At 59.4% G+C, this 15,167-nt stretch carries 10 protein-coding genes; 7 read left to right on the forward strand and 3 right to left on the reverse strand.

What is annotated here, in order from left to right; genetic code table 11:
- The 3 genes from ACH6CV_RS17275 to ACH6CV_RS17285 form a co-directional block, all read right to left on the reverse strand.
- The coding region (locus ACH6CV_RS17275; RefSeq protein WP_456359472.1) for an SHOCT domain-containing protein at positions 1-152 on the reverse strand (152 nt) is incomplete at its 3' end.
- A 760-nt stretch (positions 153-912) separates the two neighbouring features.
- Positions 913-1,908: an IS5 family transposase gene (locus ACH6CV_RS17280; RefSeq protein ID WP_456359473.1), complete on the reverse strand. Its 996-nt coding sequence runs from the start codon at positions 1,906-1,908 to the stop codon at positions 913-915.
- Between the two features lie 1,464 nt (positions 1,909-3,372).
- Complete coding sequence (locus ACH6CV_RS17285) at positions 3,373-4,662, reverse strand: FAD-dependent oxidoreductase (protein WP_456359464.1); 1,290 nt, start codon at positions 4,660-4,662, stop codon at positions 3,373-3,375.
- A gap of 251 nt (positions 4,663-4,913) precedes the next feature.
- Between ACH6CV_RS17285 and ACH6CV_RS17290 the strand changes: the two genes are divergently transcribed.
- From ACH6CV_RS17290 to ACH6CV_RS17320, 7 genes are all read left to right on the forward strand, one after another.
- Positions 4,914-6,311, forward strand: coding sequence for an FAD-dependent oxidoreductase (locus tag ACH6CV_RS17290; RefSeq protein ID WP_456359465.1), 1,398 nt, complete (start codon positions 4,914-4,916; stop codon positions 6,309-6,311).
- A 177-nt stretch (positions 6,312-6,488) separates the two neighbouring features.
- The gene (locus ACH6CV_RS17295) at positions 6,489-8,114 is read left to right on the forward strand and encodes a response regulator transcription factor (protein ID WP_456359466.1); all 1,626 of its coding nucleotides are present in this window, start codon (positions 6,489-6,491) and stop codon (positions 8,112-8,114) included.
- A 2-nt stretch (positions 8,115-8,116) separates the two neighbouring features.
- The gene (locus tag ACH6CV_RS17300; protein WP_456359467.1) at positions 8,117-9,880 is read left to right on the forward strand and encodes a cache domain-containing sensor histidine kinase; all 1,764 of its coding nucleotides are present in this window, start codon (positions 8,117-8,119) and stop codon (positions 9,878-9,880) included.
- A gap of 255 nt (positions 9,881-10,135) precedes the next feature.
- Positions 10,136-11,122: an ABC transporter permease gene (locus ACH6CV_RS17305; protein ID WP_456359468.1), complete on the forward strand. Its 987-nt coding sequence runs from the start codon at positions 10,136-10,138 to the stop codon at positions 11,120-11,122.
- Between the two features lie 12 nt (positions 11,123-11,134).
- Positions 11,135-12,052 carry a carbohydrate ABC transporter permease gene (locus ACH6CV_RS17310; RefSeq protein WP_456359469.1) on the forward strand — a complete coding sequence of 306 codons (918 nt, stop codon included), beginning with the start codon at positions 11,135-11,137 and terminating at the stop codon, positions 12,050-12,052.
- A 94-nt stretch (positions 12,053-12,146) separates the two neighbouring features.
- Positions 12,147-13,667: an extracellular solute-binding protein gene (locus tag ACH6CV_RS17315; RefSeq protein ID WP_456359470.1), complete on the forward strand. Its 1,521-nt coding sequence runs from the start codon at positions 12,147-12,149 to the stop codon at positions 13,665-13,667.
- A gap of 111 nt (positions 13,668-13,778) precedes the next feature.
- Positions 13,779-15,152, forward strand: a complete 1,374-nt coding sequence (locus tag ACH6CV_RS17320) for an FAD-dependent oxidoreductase (RefSeq protein WP_456359471.1) — start codon at positions 13,779-13,781, stop codon at positions 15,150-15,152.
- Positions 15,153-15,167: the final 15 nt, after the last annotated feature.

A 15,167-nucleotide genomic window follows, 5' to 3' on the forward strand; every position in this document is an offset into this window, starting at 1 on the left:
TCATGGCGGAAGAGCGGCAGATATTTCAAGGCGATTTCTGTCTCAAGCGCCGAGTAATCCGCTTCATCTATGATCCCGCGCCGGAGCATATCGGTCATCACGGCCACACCAGTCAGGTACCGCCTATCGCAAACCGCCTGATCCTCACGCATGCTTCTGCGCCACCTTTCCGTAACGATCCGGCGATGTAGCAGGCGTGGGAGCAATACTTGCGCTGGCTGGACGGATAGCTGAAAAACGTCCGACCACAGCAGGTGCAGGTGCGCGAAGCGGCGTTATGCCCGTCCAAAACTCGATGCGCATAGTCCCAGGCATACCGGCAGGCGTCTGAGCAAAAGCGGCAATGCTGGCCGTGCGTGCCGGGAACGACGGGCTTCCCGCAGCGCGGGCAGGCGGTTTGGTTCAAAGCGTTTCGCAGGCCCATGCGACGACAAAAGGATTTGATGGTATTTTCAGACAAACCGAGTTGGCAATCTGTCCATAGCTGCCGCCGTTTTCGCGCATGCGGCGTGCAGCGTCTTTTTCGGAAGGGGTCATTCATACCTCCAAGAATCGGCCAGTGGCCGAAATGCGTTTGAGGCATTGAATTCTTGAAGCATTGGATTCTTGAAGCTATGTTTGGCACCCCGTGGTCCACGGACCCCAGGGTGCCTCGTATTCAGGGGTACCTTCCGGTCGCACGACCGGAGGGTAAGATTCATCGCCTTTGTTGGGAGCCATGGTCACCTCGATCCGAGGGCATCCGAGCGGCTGGCGGCCTGGAACGTGTATAGTCCAGTGCCGTTGATGTCGCGTCGCTGTTATCTAGGTAATCACTGAATAAATGGTTTAGTAGGGTGCAGCACTCAGCAAGCGGCCAGAGATTCATGTTTCGCAGCTCAAAAAGCTGGCCCAAGCACCCATATGCCCTGCTCAGGAAGCCTCGATACCCATGCGCCATCCCGATTGCGCCAACATAAGCAGATTGGCGCAGACTCCCAGGATGAACGCATGGGTTCTGTTTTTCTCAAGCCCTCGGTAACGAACCTTGCGATACCCGAACAATCGCTTGATGATGAGGAAGACGTATTCTACCTTGCTTCGAACCCGGGATTTTTGGTACTCCATAGACCGATCCCAATCAAAGCCGGGCGCCTGGGTTCTCCAATGAAGCCGGTTGCGCGTATTCGTTCGGTAGTCGATACGGGACAAGTGCGGATCTATCTGAATCTCCGGCCGCTTGGCCAGCCCGGTATATCCAGCGTCGCCGTACATGACGTCGTCGTCCGGGCGGATCAGACGAGGCACAACCTCTCGCTCATTTATGTTGGCCGGCGTGACCTCCATCGAATGGATGTACCCCGTCCCCGCGTCCACCCCGATGTGCAGCCGTTCCCCGAAGTGCCACTCGTTCCCTTTCTTCACCTGGTGCATCTCGGGGTCGCGCTGCTTGTCCGCGTTCTTCGTCGATGTCGGAGCTTCGATGATCGTCGCGTCCACGATCGTTCCTCCATGCATTACCTTCCCATGCCGCTCCAGAAATGCTTTCGTCGTATCGAACAACAGCTTCGTGATCCCTTTTTCATTCAGCGTTTTCCGGAACTTGCACAGCGTCGTCGCGTCCGGCACCTGTGCCTCCCCCAGAAAGTCTACCCCCATGAACTTCCGAAACGCATAGCTGTCATAGATGGCATCCTCCACGCCTTCATCCGACAGATTGAACCAATTCGCCAGCAGATACATCCGCAGCATCGTTTCTACACCCCGTGGCGGACGCCCGCGCTTCCCGTTTGGGTAGTACGGTTCCACCAGCGCCGTCCATTCCCCCCACGGGATGACTTCTTCCATGATCGCCAGAAACTCATCCCGTCTGGTCTTCCGTTTCCGGTTCCCATATTCGATATCCGCCAAGCTTTGCTGCTTTTCCATCTTCATCACCGTGTCGCTTTTTCCCTTATTATACCATGCCGCCCTGCTGGATTAAATCAGTGATTACCTAGGATTAAGGCTATAACGGGCAACATAGCACCAGCCCACAACGGAGAAAAGACCCATACTAGCGGCCACGATACTATCCCCAATTGACTTAGTAACATAAAGACCGAAAATACTAAGGTAACCGAAAGAGCGTAAACAACAGCAATAATTCCCATCACTGATACCCCCTTTTTTTCAAGGGTTCTCAGAATTTTGGAGCCTGTCCCAATTGTCGTGGAATTTAGAGCCGGGAAGCGTCTGAAGCCTTGGTCAGGCCGATTCCAGTATAGCCTAATCTCCAGATTCTGTCAATCGAGCGAGGACGTTTTGCAGGACAGGGATCTGCTTGTAACCCTTGATCCTACGGAAGCCGCGCTCCGCTTCAAGGAGGCCCGCGGCGGCGTAGCGAAGGGTCATCGCGCCATTCTTAAAGTTACACACGCGGCGGATAATCCCAATGCACCCGATTCCATCGCGTTGGTGGAGGAAAGCGTCTGCCGGAGCAGCCGGGCAGCTTCAGGCGGTGAACGGTCAGCGTTTCCTCAAGTCCTTCCCGCAGGCTGTCCGCCGCCCTGGGATACCGGTAGACAAGGTTGTCCGTCAGTAGCTCCAGGGATGCCTTCGCCTTATCGTATTCGAACTCGCGGTATGCCATCGTTATGGCCAGAGAGACGTTTAAACCAGAATGTCCCGGTGCTGTCGCCTTCCCAATTTCCACGAAGTTGGGGACACTCTCATTTCCAGATGGGATCGCATCGCCTTTTCGCCATCAGATTTACATTATCAAATATGCCGATGTCAAACATCGGCAGAAGCCCCGTATTTGCTGGGTTCGCAGGATCATCTAGGACTTTCAAGACCAGCGCCTTCAACCACTCGGCCATCTCTCCAAGGCAAAAACCAGCGTAGATCATTATAGCAGGGTTTTTAGGCAAAGTCAACGCCCAAAATGGGGTTTTGGCGGGTCGGATGGGGTGTTTTGCGGTCGTTTTGGTGGATTTACGGTAATTATGGCTTCGGTATCGCTGATCCCGGGTCAGAGTCATGGGAGAAATCGGCTGTAAAAAGCAGTGAGACTTTGCATACATGCATAAAACGGGTGATGTCAGGCGGATGTCAATACAAGTGTTAATTGGGGTATGGAGCTGATCTGTACGGAAGAAAGGATGGTTTTCACTCCAAAATGTACGAATAGTGGACGAAGATGGAGGATGTTTGAAAAACCGCGCGGTACCGGATCACGCTCGTTACGGCACTGTAGCACAGAACTCAAGAGTTGCTTGTTCAGCCAAATGATTGCATCCTGATCAGCGTTTCACACAGCGCGTCTGTGGTGGTATCCCGGGCAACCCTAGCCCAAAGCGGGTGACCCGCTTGGGCTGACAAATCCCTTGGGGTTGGCATATGCTCGTCCGACTAGATGTTTGCCCCACCCGCGATCAGCGTTTCGCGCAGCGCGTCAATGTCTGCATCCTGAACGCTTCGGTTCGACGCGGCGCACTGCGCGGCGGCGTAGCCCGCCGCCTGTCCGAGACCCATCATCGATGCCTGTACCCGCGCCGAGGCTGAAGCCTCCCGGTCGGCGGAGAATGATCGGCCAGGCACCAGGAGGTTCGGAAAACCCTCCGCGATCAGCGAGCGGTAGGGAATGTAGGCGGCTTCCTTCAAAAATTCGCACTTCTGCCCGCCGCCGGAGGACGAGTGTATGTCGATGGGGTGTGCGCCCCGGCCCACCGCGTCCGGGAAACGGTGGGCAGCGGCGTACTCCTGCCCGGTCAGCACGTGTATGCCCCGAATGTGCCGCGTCTCTCGCACGCCAACCTGCGCCGCGGTGTAGAGGATGCGGGCGTTTTTGAACGCTTCAATATTCTCCCGCAGTGCCTCCACCAGCCGGAACGCGTCCTCCCGCAACCGACATTCTAGGCGGGTCTGATCCCGCTCGTCCGCCATGTCACCCTCCGCGCGGGTCATATTGACCAGCACGCTATTGGCCGACTGCATCCAGCACATCCACGGTCCGCCGAATTTGGGGATCGCGCCCCGCTCCGCAAGCGGCAAGAGCACATCCTGGAAGGACTCAATGTGGTAGTTGACACCCTGAAGCTCGTGGCGGATTTTGGGGATGCGCATTGCGTCCACACCGCCCAGGCAGAAGCACAGCGACGCGGGCTGAGTGGGAGCGGGGTAAATCTGCATCGGCACGCCCGCCATTTCCGAGAGGTCTCCGTCCCCAGTGCAGTCGAGGAAATACCGCCCTTCGAGTGCATGCGCGCCGCCCTTTCCCTCAAAGACCGCGTGGGTAATCCGGCCCGAATCCATGACGCAGTCCGTGAGATACGCATGCAGGTATAGTTCCACGCCCGCCTCAAGCAGCATCCGCTGCGCCAGGAGCTTGTAGGCTTCGGGGTCGAAACACACACTGCCCAGCGGGTACTCGATCGTCGCACCGCCCGCCTCTTCCAGCCGCCCGGCGAACTCCCACGGGATCCCGCCGACGACCAATCTCCCATTGTAGCAGAATTCGCTGATTGGGGCGACGAGACCGGCTGTAGCCATGCCGCCCGGAAAGCCGTAGCGCTCGATGAGTGCCACCTTTGCTCCGCCCCGCGCCGCGGCGATCGCCCCGATGAAGCCGCTGGGCCCGCCCCCGCATACCACCACGTCATAGGCGCCCGCGACCGGGGCCTCTTTTTTGATAAAGACCATAAAACCCTCCGGTACTCGCGTCGTTGCGGGGAGGTTCTGTTTCGTCGGTGTTTGCCGCCCCTGCCTGATGGTAGCACCCCGCTGTCGGCGCTGTCAACGCACGATCGTTTGATATTTGCACGGGTTGTAGCTCATTATTTTGATGCTGTCCCATTCTTTTTGATTATTCTCTCCAGAATTGACTTTGAAAATCCGAGCGTCTATACTATAAGCAGGGATTTCTGTGAACGAGGATTTGAGGAGGAGAACCTATGAAAACGGGCATCGCGGAATATGACGTGGTGGTCGTCGGCGGCGGACCGGGCGGGTTGCCCGCCGCGATCGCCGCAGCGCGGGGCGGCGCGAAGGTGCTGCTGGTGGAGAAAAACGGCTTTTTGGGCGGCAACCTGACGATCGGCCTACCGCTGCTTGCCTACCTGGACAAGGACGGAAACCAAGTGATCCGCGGCATCGCGCAGGAGTTCATCGATAACCTCGCGGTGAAAAACGCCGTCAGCCCGCACCACTGGTGCCCGCTGCACGATTCTGTGACGATCTACGACCATGAGGTATTCAAGGTCGTCGCGCTGGAGATGTGCCAGGATGCGGGCGTAGAGATCCTGCTGCACACCCAGGTCATCGACACCAATGTCGAAAACGGGGTGCTCCGGGCGGTTACGCTGTTTGGAAAGGCGCGCAGGATCGAGGCCCACGCTAAAGTGTTCATCGACGCCACAGGCGACGGCGACGTGGGCTACCTCGCGGGCGCGACGTTTGAGATGGGGCAGAAGGGCACGGGCGTGCTGCAGCCGCCGACGCTCATGTGCACAGTGGGCGGCGTGAATTTCGACCGGATCATCGACTACCTCGAACAACATCCCGAGCAGATGCAGCTGGCGCCCACCATTGAAACCTACCCCGGCTACGATGCGTCTTATCTTCGTTCCAATCCGCACCACCACGTGCTGGTGGGCTTTCGCAAGCTGTTCGCGGAGTTGAAGGAAGCGGGCGAGCTGCCGGTGGACCGCGACACCATCATCAGCATCCAGAGCCTGATCCCGGGTGAGGTGCACCTCAACTGCACCCGGCATCTGGGTATCGACGGCAGCGACGTGTTCGACCTGACCCGCGCAGAAATCGACGGCCACATCCAGAACCTGAAGCTGGTCGATACGCTCCGGAAGCACGTGCCCGGCTTTGAAAACTGCTACCTGACGCAGATCTACCCGTTCCTGGGCGTGCGGGAGACCCGCCGCTTCCGCGGGATCTCCGCGCTGACCGAGGAAATGCTGGAAAACGGCGTGATCGGCGAGGACTCGGTGGGCATCGGCTCCTACATCATCGACATCCACGACGGCGCGGGCGCGAGCACCATCGTCAAAAAGGTGAGGCCCTATGGGCTTCCCTACGGCATGACCGTCTCCCGCGACATCCGAAACCTGATGTTCAGCGGGCGGTGCGCATCGATGGATGCCGTGGCGCTCAGCTCCGCCCGCGTGATGCCGCCGCTGATGGCGATGGGCCAGGGCGCGGGGGTCGGCGCGGCGCTGGCGGTCAAACATGGCGTCTACCCGGGCGAGGTGGACGTTCAGGAGGTTCGCAAGCTGCTGCGCCAGAGCGATGTGATGCTCGAGCCTAGCCCACGCCAAGGAAATGTATTAAAGAGGTAAAAACCCCCGAGGTTTTTGATCGTGAAGGAAGAAGTCATGCAAAATCTGCGGATTCTTCGTCGGGTATGTTTCCATCACCAGTCAGGCGCACTGGTAAGGAATTCGTTCCCGCGCGGTATCGCATAAAGATGAGAGCCTGCAGGGTTTGGCATCCAATTGGAAAGGGGGGCGCCCAAGGTGTACAAGGCCATTCTGGTAGATGACGAAGAGGCGGTGCTGCGGGGCCTCCAAAACCATGTGAACTGGCACAGGCACAACGTGGAGATCGTCGGTGCCTTCCCGAATGGGCAGGAGGCCTATGACTTCTTGCGCGGGCATCCGGTGGATTTGGTGGTCACCGACGTCTGTACCCCTTACATGGACGGCATCGAGCTGGCGAAGCGGGTGCGGCAAATGTACCCGCGCACCAAGATCCTCTTCGTCAGCGGCCACGCGGACGTGGGGTACCTGAAGGACGCGCTCAAGCTGGACGCGGTGGATTATATCCTCAAGTCCATCGACATCGACGAAATGGACCAAACGCTGGGCCGCGTGGTGGGTATGATCGGCGAGGAGCAAAACCGCGAGAAGAAGCTCTCCGAGATGGAGGGACTGCTCGCCCAGTCGATGCCGCTATTGCGCAATCGAAGGCTCTCGGCGCTATTGCGCGAGAGCGATGAAGACGAGGCGGCTGCGCTGAGCGAACTGCAATTCCTTGGCATTCCGCTTTCGGACGATATTCATTACGCAGTCATGGTCGTCCGGCTCGAAAACAAGTGGCAGGTCGCCGGCGGCTTGAGCGAGAAGGAGCGCATGCTCTTTGGCCTGAAGATCCAGTCGATCTGTGAGGAAGTGCTCGCCCGCCACAACTCCAGCATCTGCTTTATGGACAGGCTCTCTGAGTATATCCTGATCGCCGACGCCGAGGGCGACGACTGCGAGACGGCGTTCCTGGAAGTGGCCGCAAGCGTGCGCGAGCGTCTCCTCCGGGAATTGGGCGCGGAGGTGTCCATCGGCATCAGCGGCCGCTTCTCGGGTATCCTCAAGATCCGGGACGCCTACCAGAGCGCCTGCGAGGCGATCGAAATGCGCTACCAAATCGACTCGGAGCTTCCGATCTCCGTGAAAAAGTACGAGGAGCTGGACGATCTCAAGCGTGCCCGTGAGCGGGCGGAGAAGGAGATCCTGGAGGCGGTCATGCGCGGCGACGTCGCGGCCGTTCACGGCGTGCGGCGCGGCTTCATGGACTACGTGCGCCAGATCCCGACGCTGGACGAGCGGCAGAACTTCCTTATCTTTCTGCTATTACTGCCCGCGCGGCTGCTGACCAACATCTCAACCCGTGAAAAAGGCGTGTACGCGTCGCAGCGGCAGCTTATGGAGCGCTTCCTGCTGTGCCAGGGGCCGGAAGAGCAGGAGGCGCTGCTCGCCGAAGCGTATGAAGAAGTGACCATCCTGCTGCATAGCCGCAGCCAGCCGCAGCCCAGCGCGGTCATCCAGCACGTCAAGGAGATCATCGGCCGAGCGTATGCCCAGCGGCTTTCGGTCAACAGCCTCGCGCAGGAGGTCTACCTGACGCCGACATACTTGTGCGTACTGTTCAAGCAGCAGACCGGAAAGACCATCAACGAATACATTACGCTGGAGCGCATCCGCCACGCCAAGGATCTGCTCACCGATTCCGGCATACTGCTCTACGACGTGTGCTTCATGGTAGGCTACCTCTCCCCCAGCTATTTCTCAAAGCTCTTTAAAAAATACACCGGGCTTTCGCCCAGCGAATACCGGGAGAGCGCCATGCTGGGCGGTCGGAGGGGCAAGTAGCCATGGGGGGCACGTTTCCAAAGCGGAACCTGTACCTGAGCATCGTCGTGCTGGCAGCGCTGGTGGCGGCACTGGTCGGGCTTTCGGCCGCGTCTGTCAGGCTGTACGCGCAGTCGACCGCCACCGCGGTGGAGTCGGAAGTGCTGCGCGGCATGCAGCTTTCGCTCGAGCAGGCTAGAAGCAACCTCGACTACCGGCTGCAGCAGACCGCCGACAGCGCGAGAACGCTGCTGGGTACGGTCTACCCCTATCTCAACTCCAGCGCGGCGATGGAAGGGCAGCTGCAGGAGTATTCCGATATGACGCGCGTGCTCAACCAGTATATTGGCAAGTACATGATCGCAAAGCTGCGCCTGTACGTCCCCGAGGGCAAGATGTACTCCCGGCAGGGCGATATGTTCTTCTCGCTTCAGGCGCTTGTTGACGACCCGGACTTTCAGAACCTGCTGGGCGACCGGCGCGGTGGCGTGTTCTGGCAGGAGGCCCGCAGGGTCTCCACCGGTATGCTTGGGAGCATCACTGCAATTTCCTGCGTCGCGGTGGTCTCCGGCAGCAAGAACTACGACCAGATCGTCGGCGCGCTGTACCTGGACATCGACGTGGACAGCATAGGCAGATTGTTTGAGACGGGGGGCACCGAAGGCTCGGAGCTCTTTTTGGTGAATCCGGAGGGCGCGGTGATTGCCCACGCCGACCGAAGCCGGGTGGGCGAAACGGCGCTATCTCCCGAGCAGATGGAAAAGGTTCGATCCGCCGCATTCGGCTCCATGTCGGACGGCAGGCTGACCGCGTTCGAACGGCTCGACACCTGCGGCTGGTATCTCGTCGCCACCACCGACCGCGCGTCGCTTCCGAGGCCCGAAGGGCCGGCCGCGGGGCTTCTGGCGGTGGTGGCCACGGCGGCGGTTCTGGTGGCGTTGGTCATCGTGATGATGATCGCCTATTACATCATGCTAAGTCGCACGACGCTGCTGGTCAACCAAGCGGTTCAAGCGCTGGAGAGCGATAGCGGCGTGACCTCGGGCAAGGAGCGCGGCAGGATGGACGCGCTTTCCAGGCTTCGCACTAGCGCGGGCAAGATGGCGTCCGCAGCGCAGCGGATCGTCGAGGAGCGTTACCAGAACCGCCTCGCCATCTCCGAATACCAGATGCAGGCGCTGCAGGCGCAGATCAAGCCGCACTTTCTGTACAATACGCTGGACGTGATCAAGTGGATGATTGCGGACGGGGACATGGAAAACGGCGTGTGGATGGTCAACGCGCTCTCGAAGTACCTGCGCATGAGCATCAACAAAGGGCCGGGCTCGGTCACGCTCTCGGAGGAGCTGGCGCTGACGGAGAACTACCTGGGTATCATGCAGCGCCGGTTTAAAAACGCGTTTAAGGTGGAAATCGAAGCCGAGCCGGAGGCGCTAAAGTGCCGGATGCCCAGGTTCTCGCTGCAGCCGCTGGTGGAGAACGCGCTGCTGCACGGCCTGATGCACTGCGAGGAACCGGACCGAAGGCTGACTCTTCGCGCGTGGCTGGAAGGCGAACGCGTTTTGATCGAAATCGAGGATAACGGCAGTGGCATGCCGGAGGAGACCCGTGTCCGGTTGGAAACACGGGAGGCCGGGCGCGACGAGGGCTACGGCGTGGCGAACGTGCGCAAGCGGTTGATGCTGTTCGGAGGTGCCGCCGCGTCGTTCAAGGTTGCTTCGCGGGAGGGTTCGGGCACCTGCGTATCCATCGTGCTGCCCGCCCGCTTCGGCGAAGCGGACGCTTGACCCGGAATCCAAAGAACCCGAACGCCGAGGCCGCGCCTGCCCGCGCGGCCTCCACAGCCTGTATTTTTGCCCTTTCCGGGCTTGGGCATGTCCGAAAGACCCGTGTGCCAGGCATACATTTTGAACATTTGAACCAGAAGATCAAAAGGATGAGCGTTTACCATCGTCAATATTTGTGGTAGGATTAGACTGAACATCGGAATGTGAATTGGGCAATAAATCCAAACTCCGCTGGCCAGAAAGGAAGAACAGGTCATGGCGCAAACTCAGCCGCGCGTTCGCGCAACGGCCGGGAAACATAAAATCCCATTTCGGAACAAGGTACACAACTTCTTTGTGTACTTCAGGCGGCACCCGACGCTGTATCTGATGCTGGTGCCGGGCCTCATCTTCCTGATCGTGTACAAATTCGCGCCGCTGTACGGCATCCTGATGGCGTTCAAGGATTACAACATCTTCGCGGGCGCGAACCCCATCGACGCCATCTCAAAAAGCCCCTGGGTGGGCATGCAAAACTTTGATAAACTGTTTGCCAGCTCGCAGTTCGGCAAGGTGCTCGCCAACACGCTCATCATCAACGGCTATAAAATCCTGTTTCTCTTCCCTATCCCCATCGTCTGCGCGATGCTGCTCCATGAGATTCGCAACAAAGCGTACAAGCGGCTGCTGCAGACGTCCATCTATGTGCCGTACTTCTTCTCCTGGGTCATTGTGTTTGGCATCTTTTATTCGCTCTTGGGCTCCTACGGCATCGTCAACGGTGCCATAGCCGCGCTGGGCCTTGAGCGGGTGCGCTTTTTCACCGACATTGGGCTCTTCCGAGGCCTGCTGGTCTTTACCGAGGGCTGGAAGGAGATCGGCTACAACACGGTGATCTACCTAGCGGCAATCACCGCCATCGACCCAGGGCTCTACGAGGCAGCCCGAATCGACGGCGCGGGCAAGTGGCGACTGATCTGGCACATCACACTGCCGGGGCTGACGCCGACGATCGTGCTGATGCTGATCCTCAAGGTGGGCTACATCCTGGACACCGGCTTTGAGCAGGTGCTGGTATTTTACAACCCCGCGGTCTACGACGTGGCGGACATCATCCAGACCTACGTCTACCGCCTGGGCATGGGCCAGATGAACTTCGCGCAGTCGACGGCGCTGGGCCTGTTCAATTCGGTCATCGCGTTTGTGCTGATCGTCGGGGCGAACGCGGTGAGCAAGAAACTGTTGAACCGCAGCATTTGGTAAGGAGGTGGCGATATGCATTCGGTCAAGTATAAACGCGGCATCCCGCTGGACTCCAGCGAAAAACTGACCATCGTCATCTCCAATGTAGCGCTGACGCTGTTCGCCCTGATGGCACTGCTTCCCTGCCTGCATGTGATCTCCAAGGCGGTGAGCCTGGGTACGCGGGTGACGGCAGGCCAGGTGCTGTTCTGGCCGAACGGCTTCCAGTTGGAGACGATTCAGTATGTCCTGACCAAGACCAGCTTCTTTACGGCGCTCAAGAACTCGCTCGTTGTTTTTGTGCTGGGCACGCTGATTTCCATGGTTACGACGATCACCACCGCCTACCCGCTCTCCAAGCCCGGCTTCAAGGGCCGAAGGCTGGTGACGGTATTGTACGTGATAAGCATGGTGTTCTTCGGCGGCATCATCCCGGCCTACATGGTGATCCGCACAATCGGCATCTACAACACCTACTGGGCCTGCATCATGCCGTTCGCGATCGTGCAGTTCAACATGTTTATCGTCAAGAACTACTTCGAGGGTCTGCCGGAGAGCATCGAGGAGTCCGCCATGATCGACGGCGCGGGCGACATCCGCACGCTCATCCACATCGTCTGTCCGATGTCCAAGCCCGTTCTCGCCACCGTCGCCCTTCTCTATGCGATCAACTACTGGAATAACTACTTTCATGTGATGATGTACACCAACTCCACCGAGATGCGCACGATGCAGCTGTACCTCTACGACATCATCAACAACGGCCAAGCCTTCGCGGAGAACCTGTACAGCGGCTGGAGCAGCGGCAGCGCGGCAATCTCCTTGAATGTGACCACCGATGGTATGGTCGCGGCGGCGGTCACGATGTCGCTGATTCCGATCATCGCGATGTATCCGTTCGTCCAGCGCTATATGATCCAGGGCATTACGATCGGATCGGTGAAGGGATAATCCGGAAACGAAGCAGACCCATGGCTCGGTGGGTAATTAGGGATCTTGACCGCGTGGTGCGGTTTGGGATAATTCGAAATGGAGGGATATCCGAATGAAAAGAATGCTGTCTCTAGCGCTCGCCTGCCTTCTCCTCTTGGCATTGGCCGCGCCTCTGGCCAGCGCGGAAGTGCCCGCGCTGAAGGGCCCCGGCAACGTGACCCTCAAGCGACTGGGCGTCAACGTGGGCTTTGACGTGAACGCGGACTACATGGTGCCGGTCATCAAGGAAGCCACCGGCTACGACGTGGAGTACTTCTCGCTGCCGGCCGAAAACGCCGACGAGAAGCTTCTGATGGATGTCGCCGGCGGCGCGGACTACGACGTGGTCAATGTGGGCGTAAACCAGTGGCGCACGCTGATGGCACAGGGCGCGCTGCTGCCGCTCAACGACCTTCTGGACGCCTACGGCAAGGATATCCTGGCCGGCAACAGCGAAGCCACCTGGAAGGCGCTATCCGACGCCGAAGGCACCATCTACGGCGTGCCCTACATGTATCCCCACAGCCAGGAGGTCGCCTCCTTCATGGCCTGCCGCTGGGATCTGATGAAGGCCGCCGGCATCGAAAAGCTCCCCACCACCATCGACGAGTTTTATGACGCGCTGGTCGCCCTGAAAAAGACCTACGGCGATGAGTACATCCTCTTTGCCGGCCCGTACCGGGAGGCTTCGGAGGGCAACGAGAACTGGGTCATCCCCAAGACCATCGCCAGCGCTTTTGGCATCTACGCCGACTGGATGGTCGCAGACGACGGAAGCGTGTACTACATGACCGAGGCGCCCGGCTTCCCGGCGATGATCGAATTCTTGACCAAGCTGAACAAGGAAGGCCTGCTTGACCCTGACTGGGCCGTCAACACCATCAGCACCGTCAACGAAAAGTTCGCCTCCGGCAAGGCCATCATCGCCTGCTCGCTGCGCCCGGGCGTACAGGTAACCACCCCCGCGCAGATCGAAAACCTGGGCCTGACCTTCGACGACATCGGCTACATCGGCGCGCTCAAAGGCTCCGATGGCACCTGCAAGTACATGCGCACCGAGGCGCTCAACCAAGTGTCCTGCGTGCTGCGCTCCAGCAAGAACGCCGCCGACGCCATCAACTGGATCAACCTGAAGGTTCAGCAGCAGCTGTTCATCTGCATCGGCGTGGAGGACACCCACTTTACCTACGACGACAAGGGCATGATCCAGCCGATCAACCCGATCTTCGCCGACGAGCGCGGCGACTCCTTCTGGTATATCGACGCCACTGACCAACCCGCCTATGAGAAGCAGTGGCCGTCGCGCATCCGCAAGTCCGACGCACAGTGGGCCGCTTTCGACGCCATCACCATTGCGGCCAACGAGAAGACCCCCGAGATCTTTGTGGATAACACGTTTGCGTTCAAGCCGGCAACCCCGGCCTACACCAAGTACAACACGTCGCTCTTCAAGAGTCTCCAGGACTTCATTCTGCAGGTGCTCTCCGGTACCCGCACGATTGACGACCTCGCGACCTTCCAGTCCGACTGGACCGTGGCTGGCGGCGAGGAAGTCCGCGCGGAGCTCGTGGCCTACGCCGACAGCTTGAAGTAGCTGCACTCAATTCATCGGGCAAACCGTTTGCGGAGGCCTGATGGGACGGACGACAAGCAGTATGCCGCGCCAGAACGGCGCGGCATACCCGTATTGGAAAGAGGGATTAACATGGCGAGCATGGCGTACTGTAAAGAGCTTCCGATTTACCGAGAGGTGGACGTGTTGGTGATGGGCGCGGGCCCCGCCGGTATCTGCGCGGCAGTGGCCGCCGCCCGAGGCGGCGCGAAGACGATGGTGATCGAACAATGCGGGGCGGTCGGCGGCGCGGCGACCACCGGACTCGTCGGTCCGTTCATGACCTCGTTTGATTCCAAGAACGAGAAAATGGTTATCCGGGGTATGTTCAAGGAGGTCGTGGATCGAATGGTCGCATTGGGCGGCGCGATCGACCCCGCGGACATTCCCGGCGAACACCCGAAATCCGGTTTTTATAAGATCGGGCACGCAAACGTCGGTCCGTTCGATCACGAATGCTTCAAGACGGTGACGACGGGTATGATCCTGGAGTCGGGCGCGGAGCTATTGCTGCATACGCAGTTTGTCGATGTGCTGACCGAGGGCGGCAGCATATCCGGCGTCGTCATCGCTAACAAAAGCGGACTTTCGGTCGTGCGCGCGAGGCTCGTCATCGATTGCACCGGCGACGCTGACGTGGCCGCGCGCTCAGGCGTCGGGTTTGATCTGGGCAATGTGCAAGACGGCAACATCCAGCCAGCGACGCTCTTCTTCCGCGTCTACAATGTGGATACCGAGCGCATGGCGGCGCACATCCGGGAGCACGCCGACGAGATCATTCCGTTCTACGGTCCCTACAGCTGGCTGATCCGCGAAAAGCAGCAGGAGTGGGGCGACGTGCCCCGCGCCGAGGTGTGCCTGTTTGAAGGCGTGGTTCCGGGCGAGTTCCGCCTGAATGTCACGCGCATCCTTGACGTTGACGGCACCAACGCGGAAGACCTGACCCGCGCAGAGATCGAAGGCCTCCGCCAAGCGCACAAGGTGTTCGACTTTCTCAAAAAATACGCGGCCGGCTTTGAAAACGCGCGCTTCATGGGCACGGCGGGTGCGATTGGCATCCGCGAAACACGCCATATTGAAGGCGCTGTGCGGCTGACGGCAGAGGATGTGAACGCCTGCCGGGTGCCGGAGGATTCCATCGCCGTGATGGCCACCTGCATGGACACGCACAACAAATCCAACCCTGGCGGAACTTTCTACCCGCTGACGAATGGCCCATTCTTCGGCGTGCCTTACGGATGCCTGGTGCCCAAGGGGGTCGACAATCTGCTGGTGGCGGGCCGATCGATCTCGGCCGACTCGGTGGCCGCCTCGGCCACGCGCATGATCCCCTGCTGCATGGTGTTCGGCCAGGCGGCGGGAGCGGCCGCCGTGATCGCGCTTCGGGACGGCGTGGCCCCCGCGGTCGTGGATGTGAAGAAGCTGCTATCGGCACTTCGGGAGCAGGGTGTGTACCTTGGTGATTGATTCTTCAACACATGG

Source organism: Anaerozeibacter quisquiliarum, from assembly GCF_051162045.1.
GTDB classification, from domain to species: Bacteria; Bacillota; Clostridia; order Christensenellales; family Aristaeellaceae; genus Anaerozeibacter; species Anaerozeibacter quisquiliarum.

Coding starts and splice junctions, on each gene's coding strand:
- ACH6CV_RS17285 (WP_456359464.1), bottom strand. CDS start 4,662: ATGGTCTTTATCAAAAAAGAGGCCCCGGTCGCGGGCGCCTATGACGTG.
- ACH6CV_RS17280 (WP_456359473.1), bottom strand. CDS start 1,908: ATGGAAAAGCAGCAAAGCTTGGCGGATATCGAATATGGGAACCGGAAA.
- ACH6CV_RS17320 (WP_456359471.1), top strand. CDS start 13,779: ATGGCGAGCATGGCGTACTGTAAAGAGCTTCCGATTTACCGAGAGGTG.
- ACH6CV_RS17290 (WP_456359465.1), top strand. CDS start 4,914: ATGAAAACGGGCATCGCGGAATATGACGTGGTGGTCGTCGGCGGCGGA.
- ACH6CV_RS17315 (WP_456359470.1), top strand. CDS start 12,147: ATGAAAAGAATGCTGTCTCTAGCGCTCGCCTGCCTTCTCCTCTTGGCA.
- ACH6CV_RS17310 (WP_456359469.1), top strand. CDS start 11,135: ATGCATTCGGTCAAGTATAAACGCGGCATCCCGCTGGACTCCAGCGAA.
- ACH6CV_RS17300 (WP_456359467.1), top strand. CDS start 8,117: ATGGGGGGCACGTTTCCAAAGCGGAACCTGTACCTGAGCATCGTCGTG.
- ACH6CV_RS17305 (WP_456359468.1), top strand. CDS start 10,136: ATGGCGCAAACTCAGCCGCGCGTTCGCGCAACGGCCGGGAAACATAAA.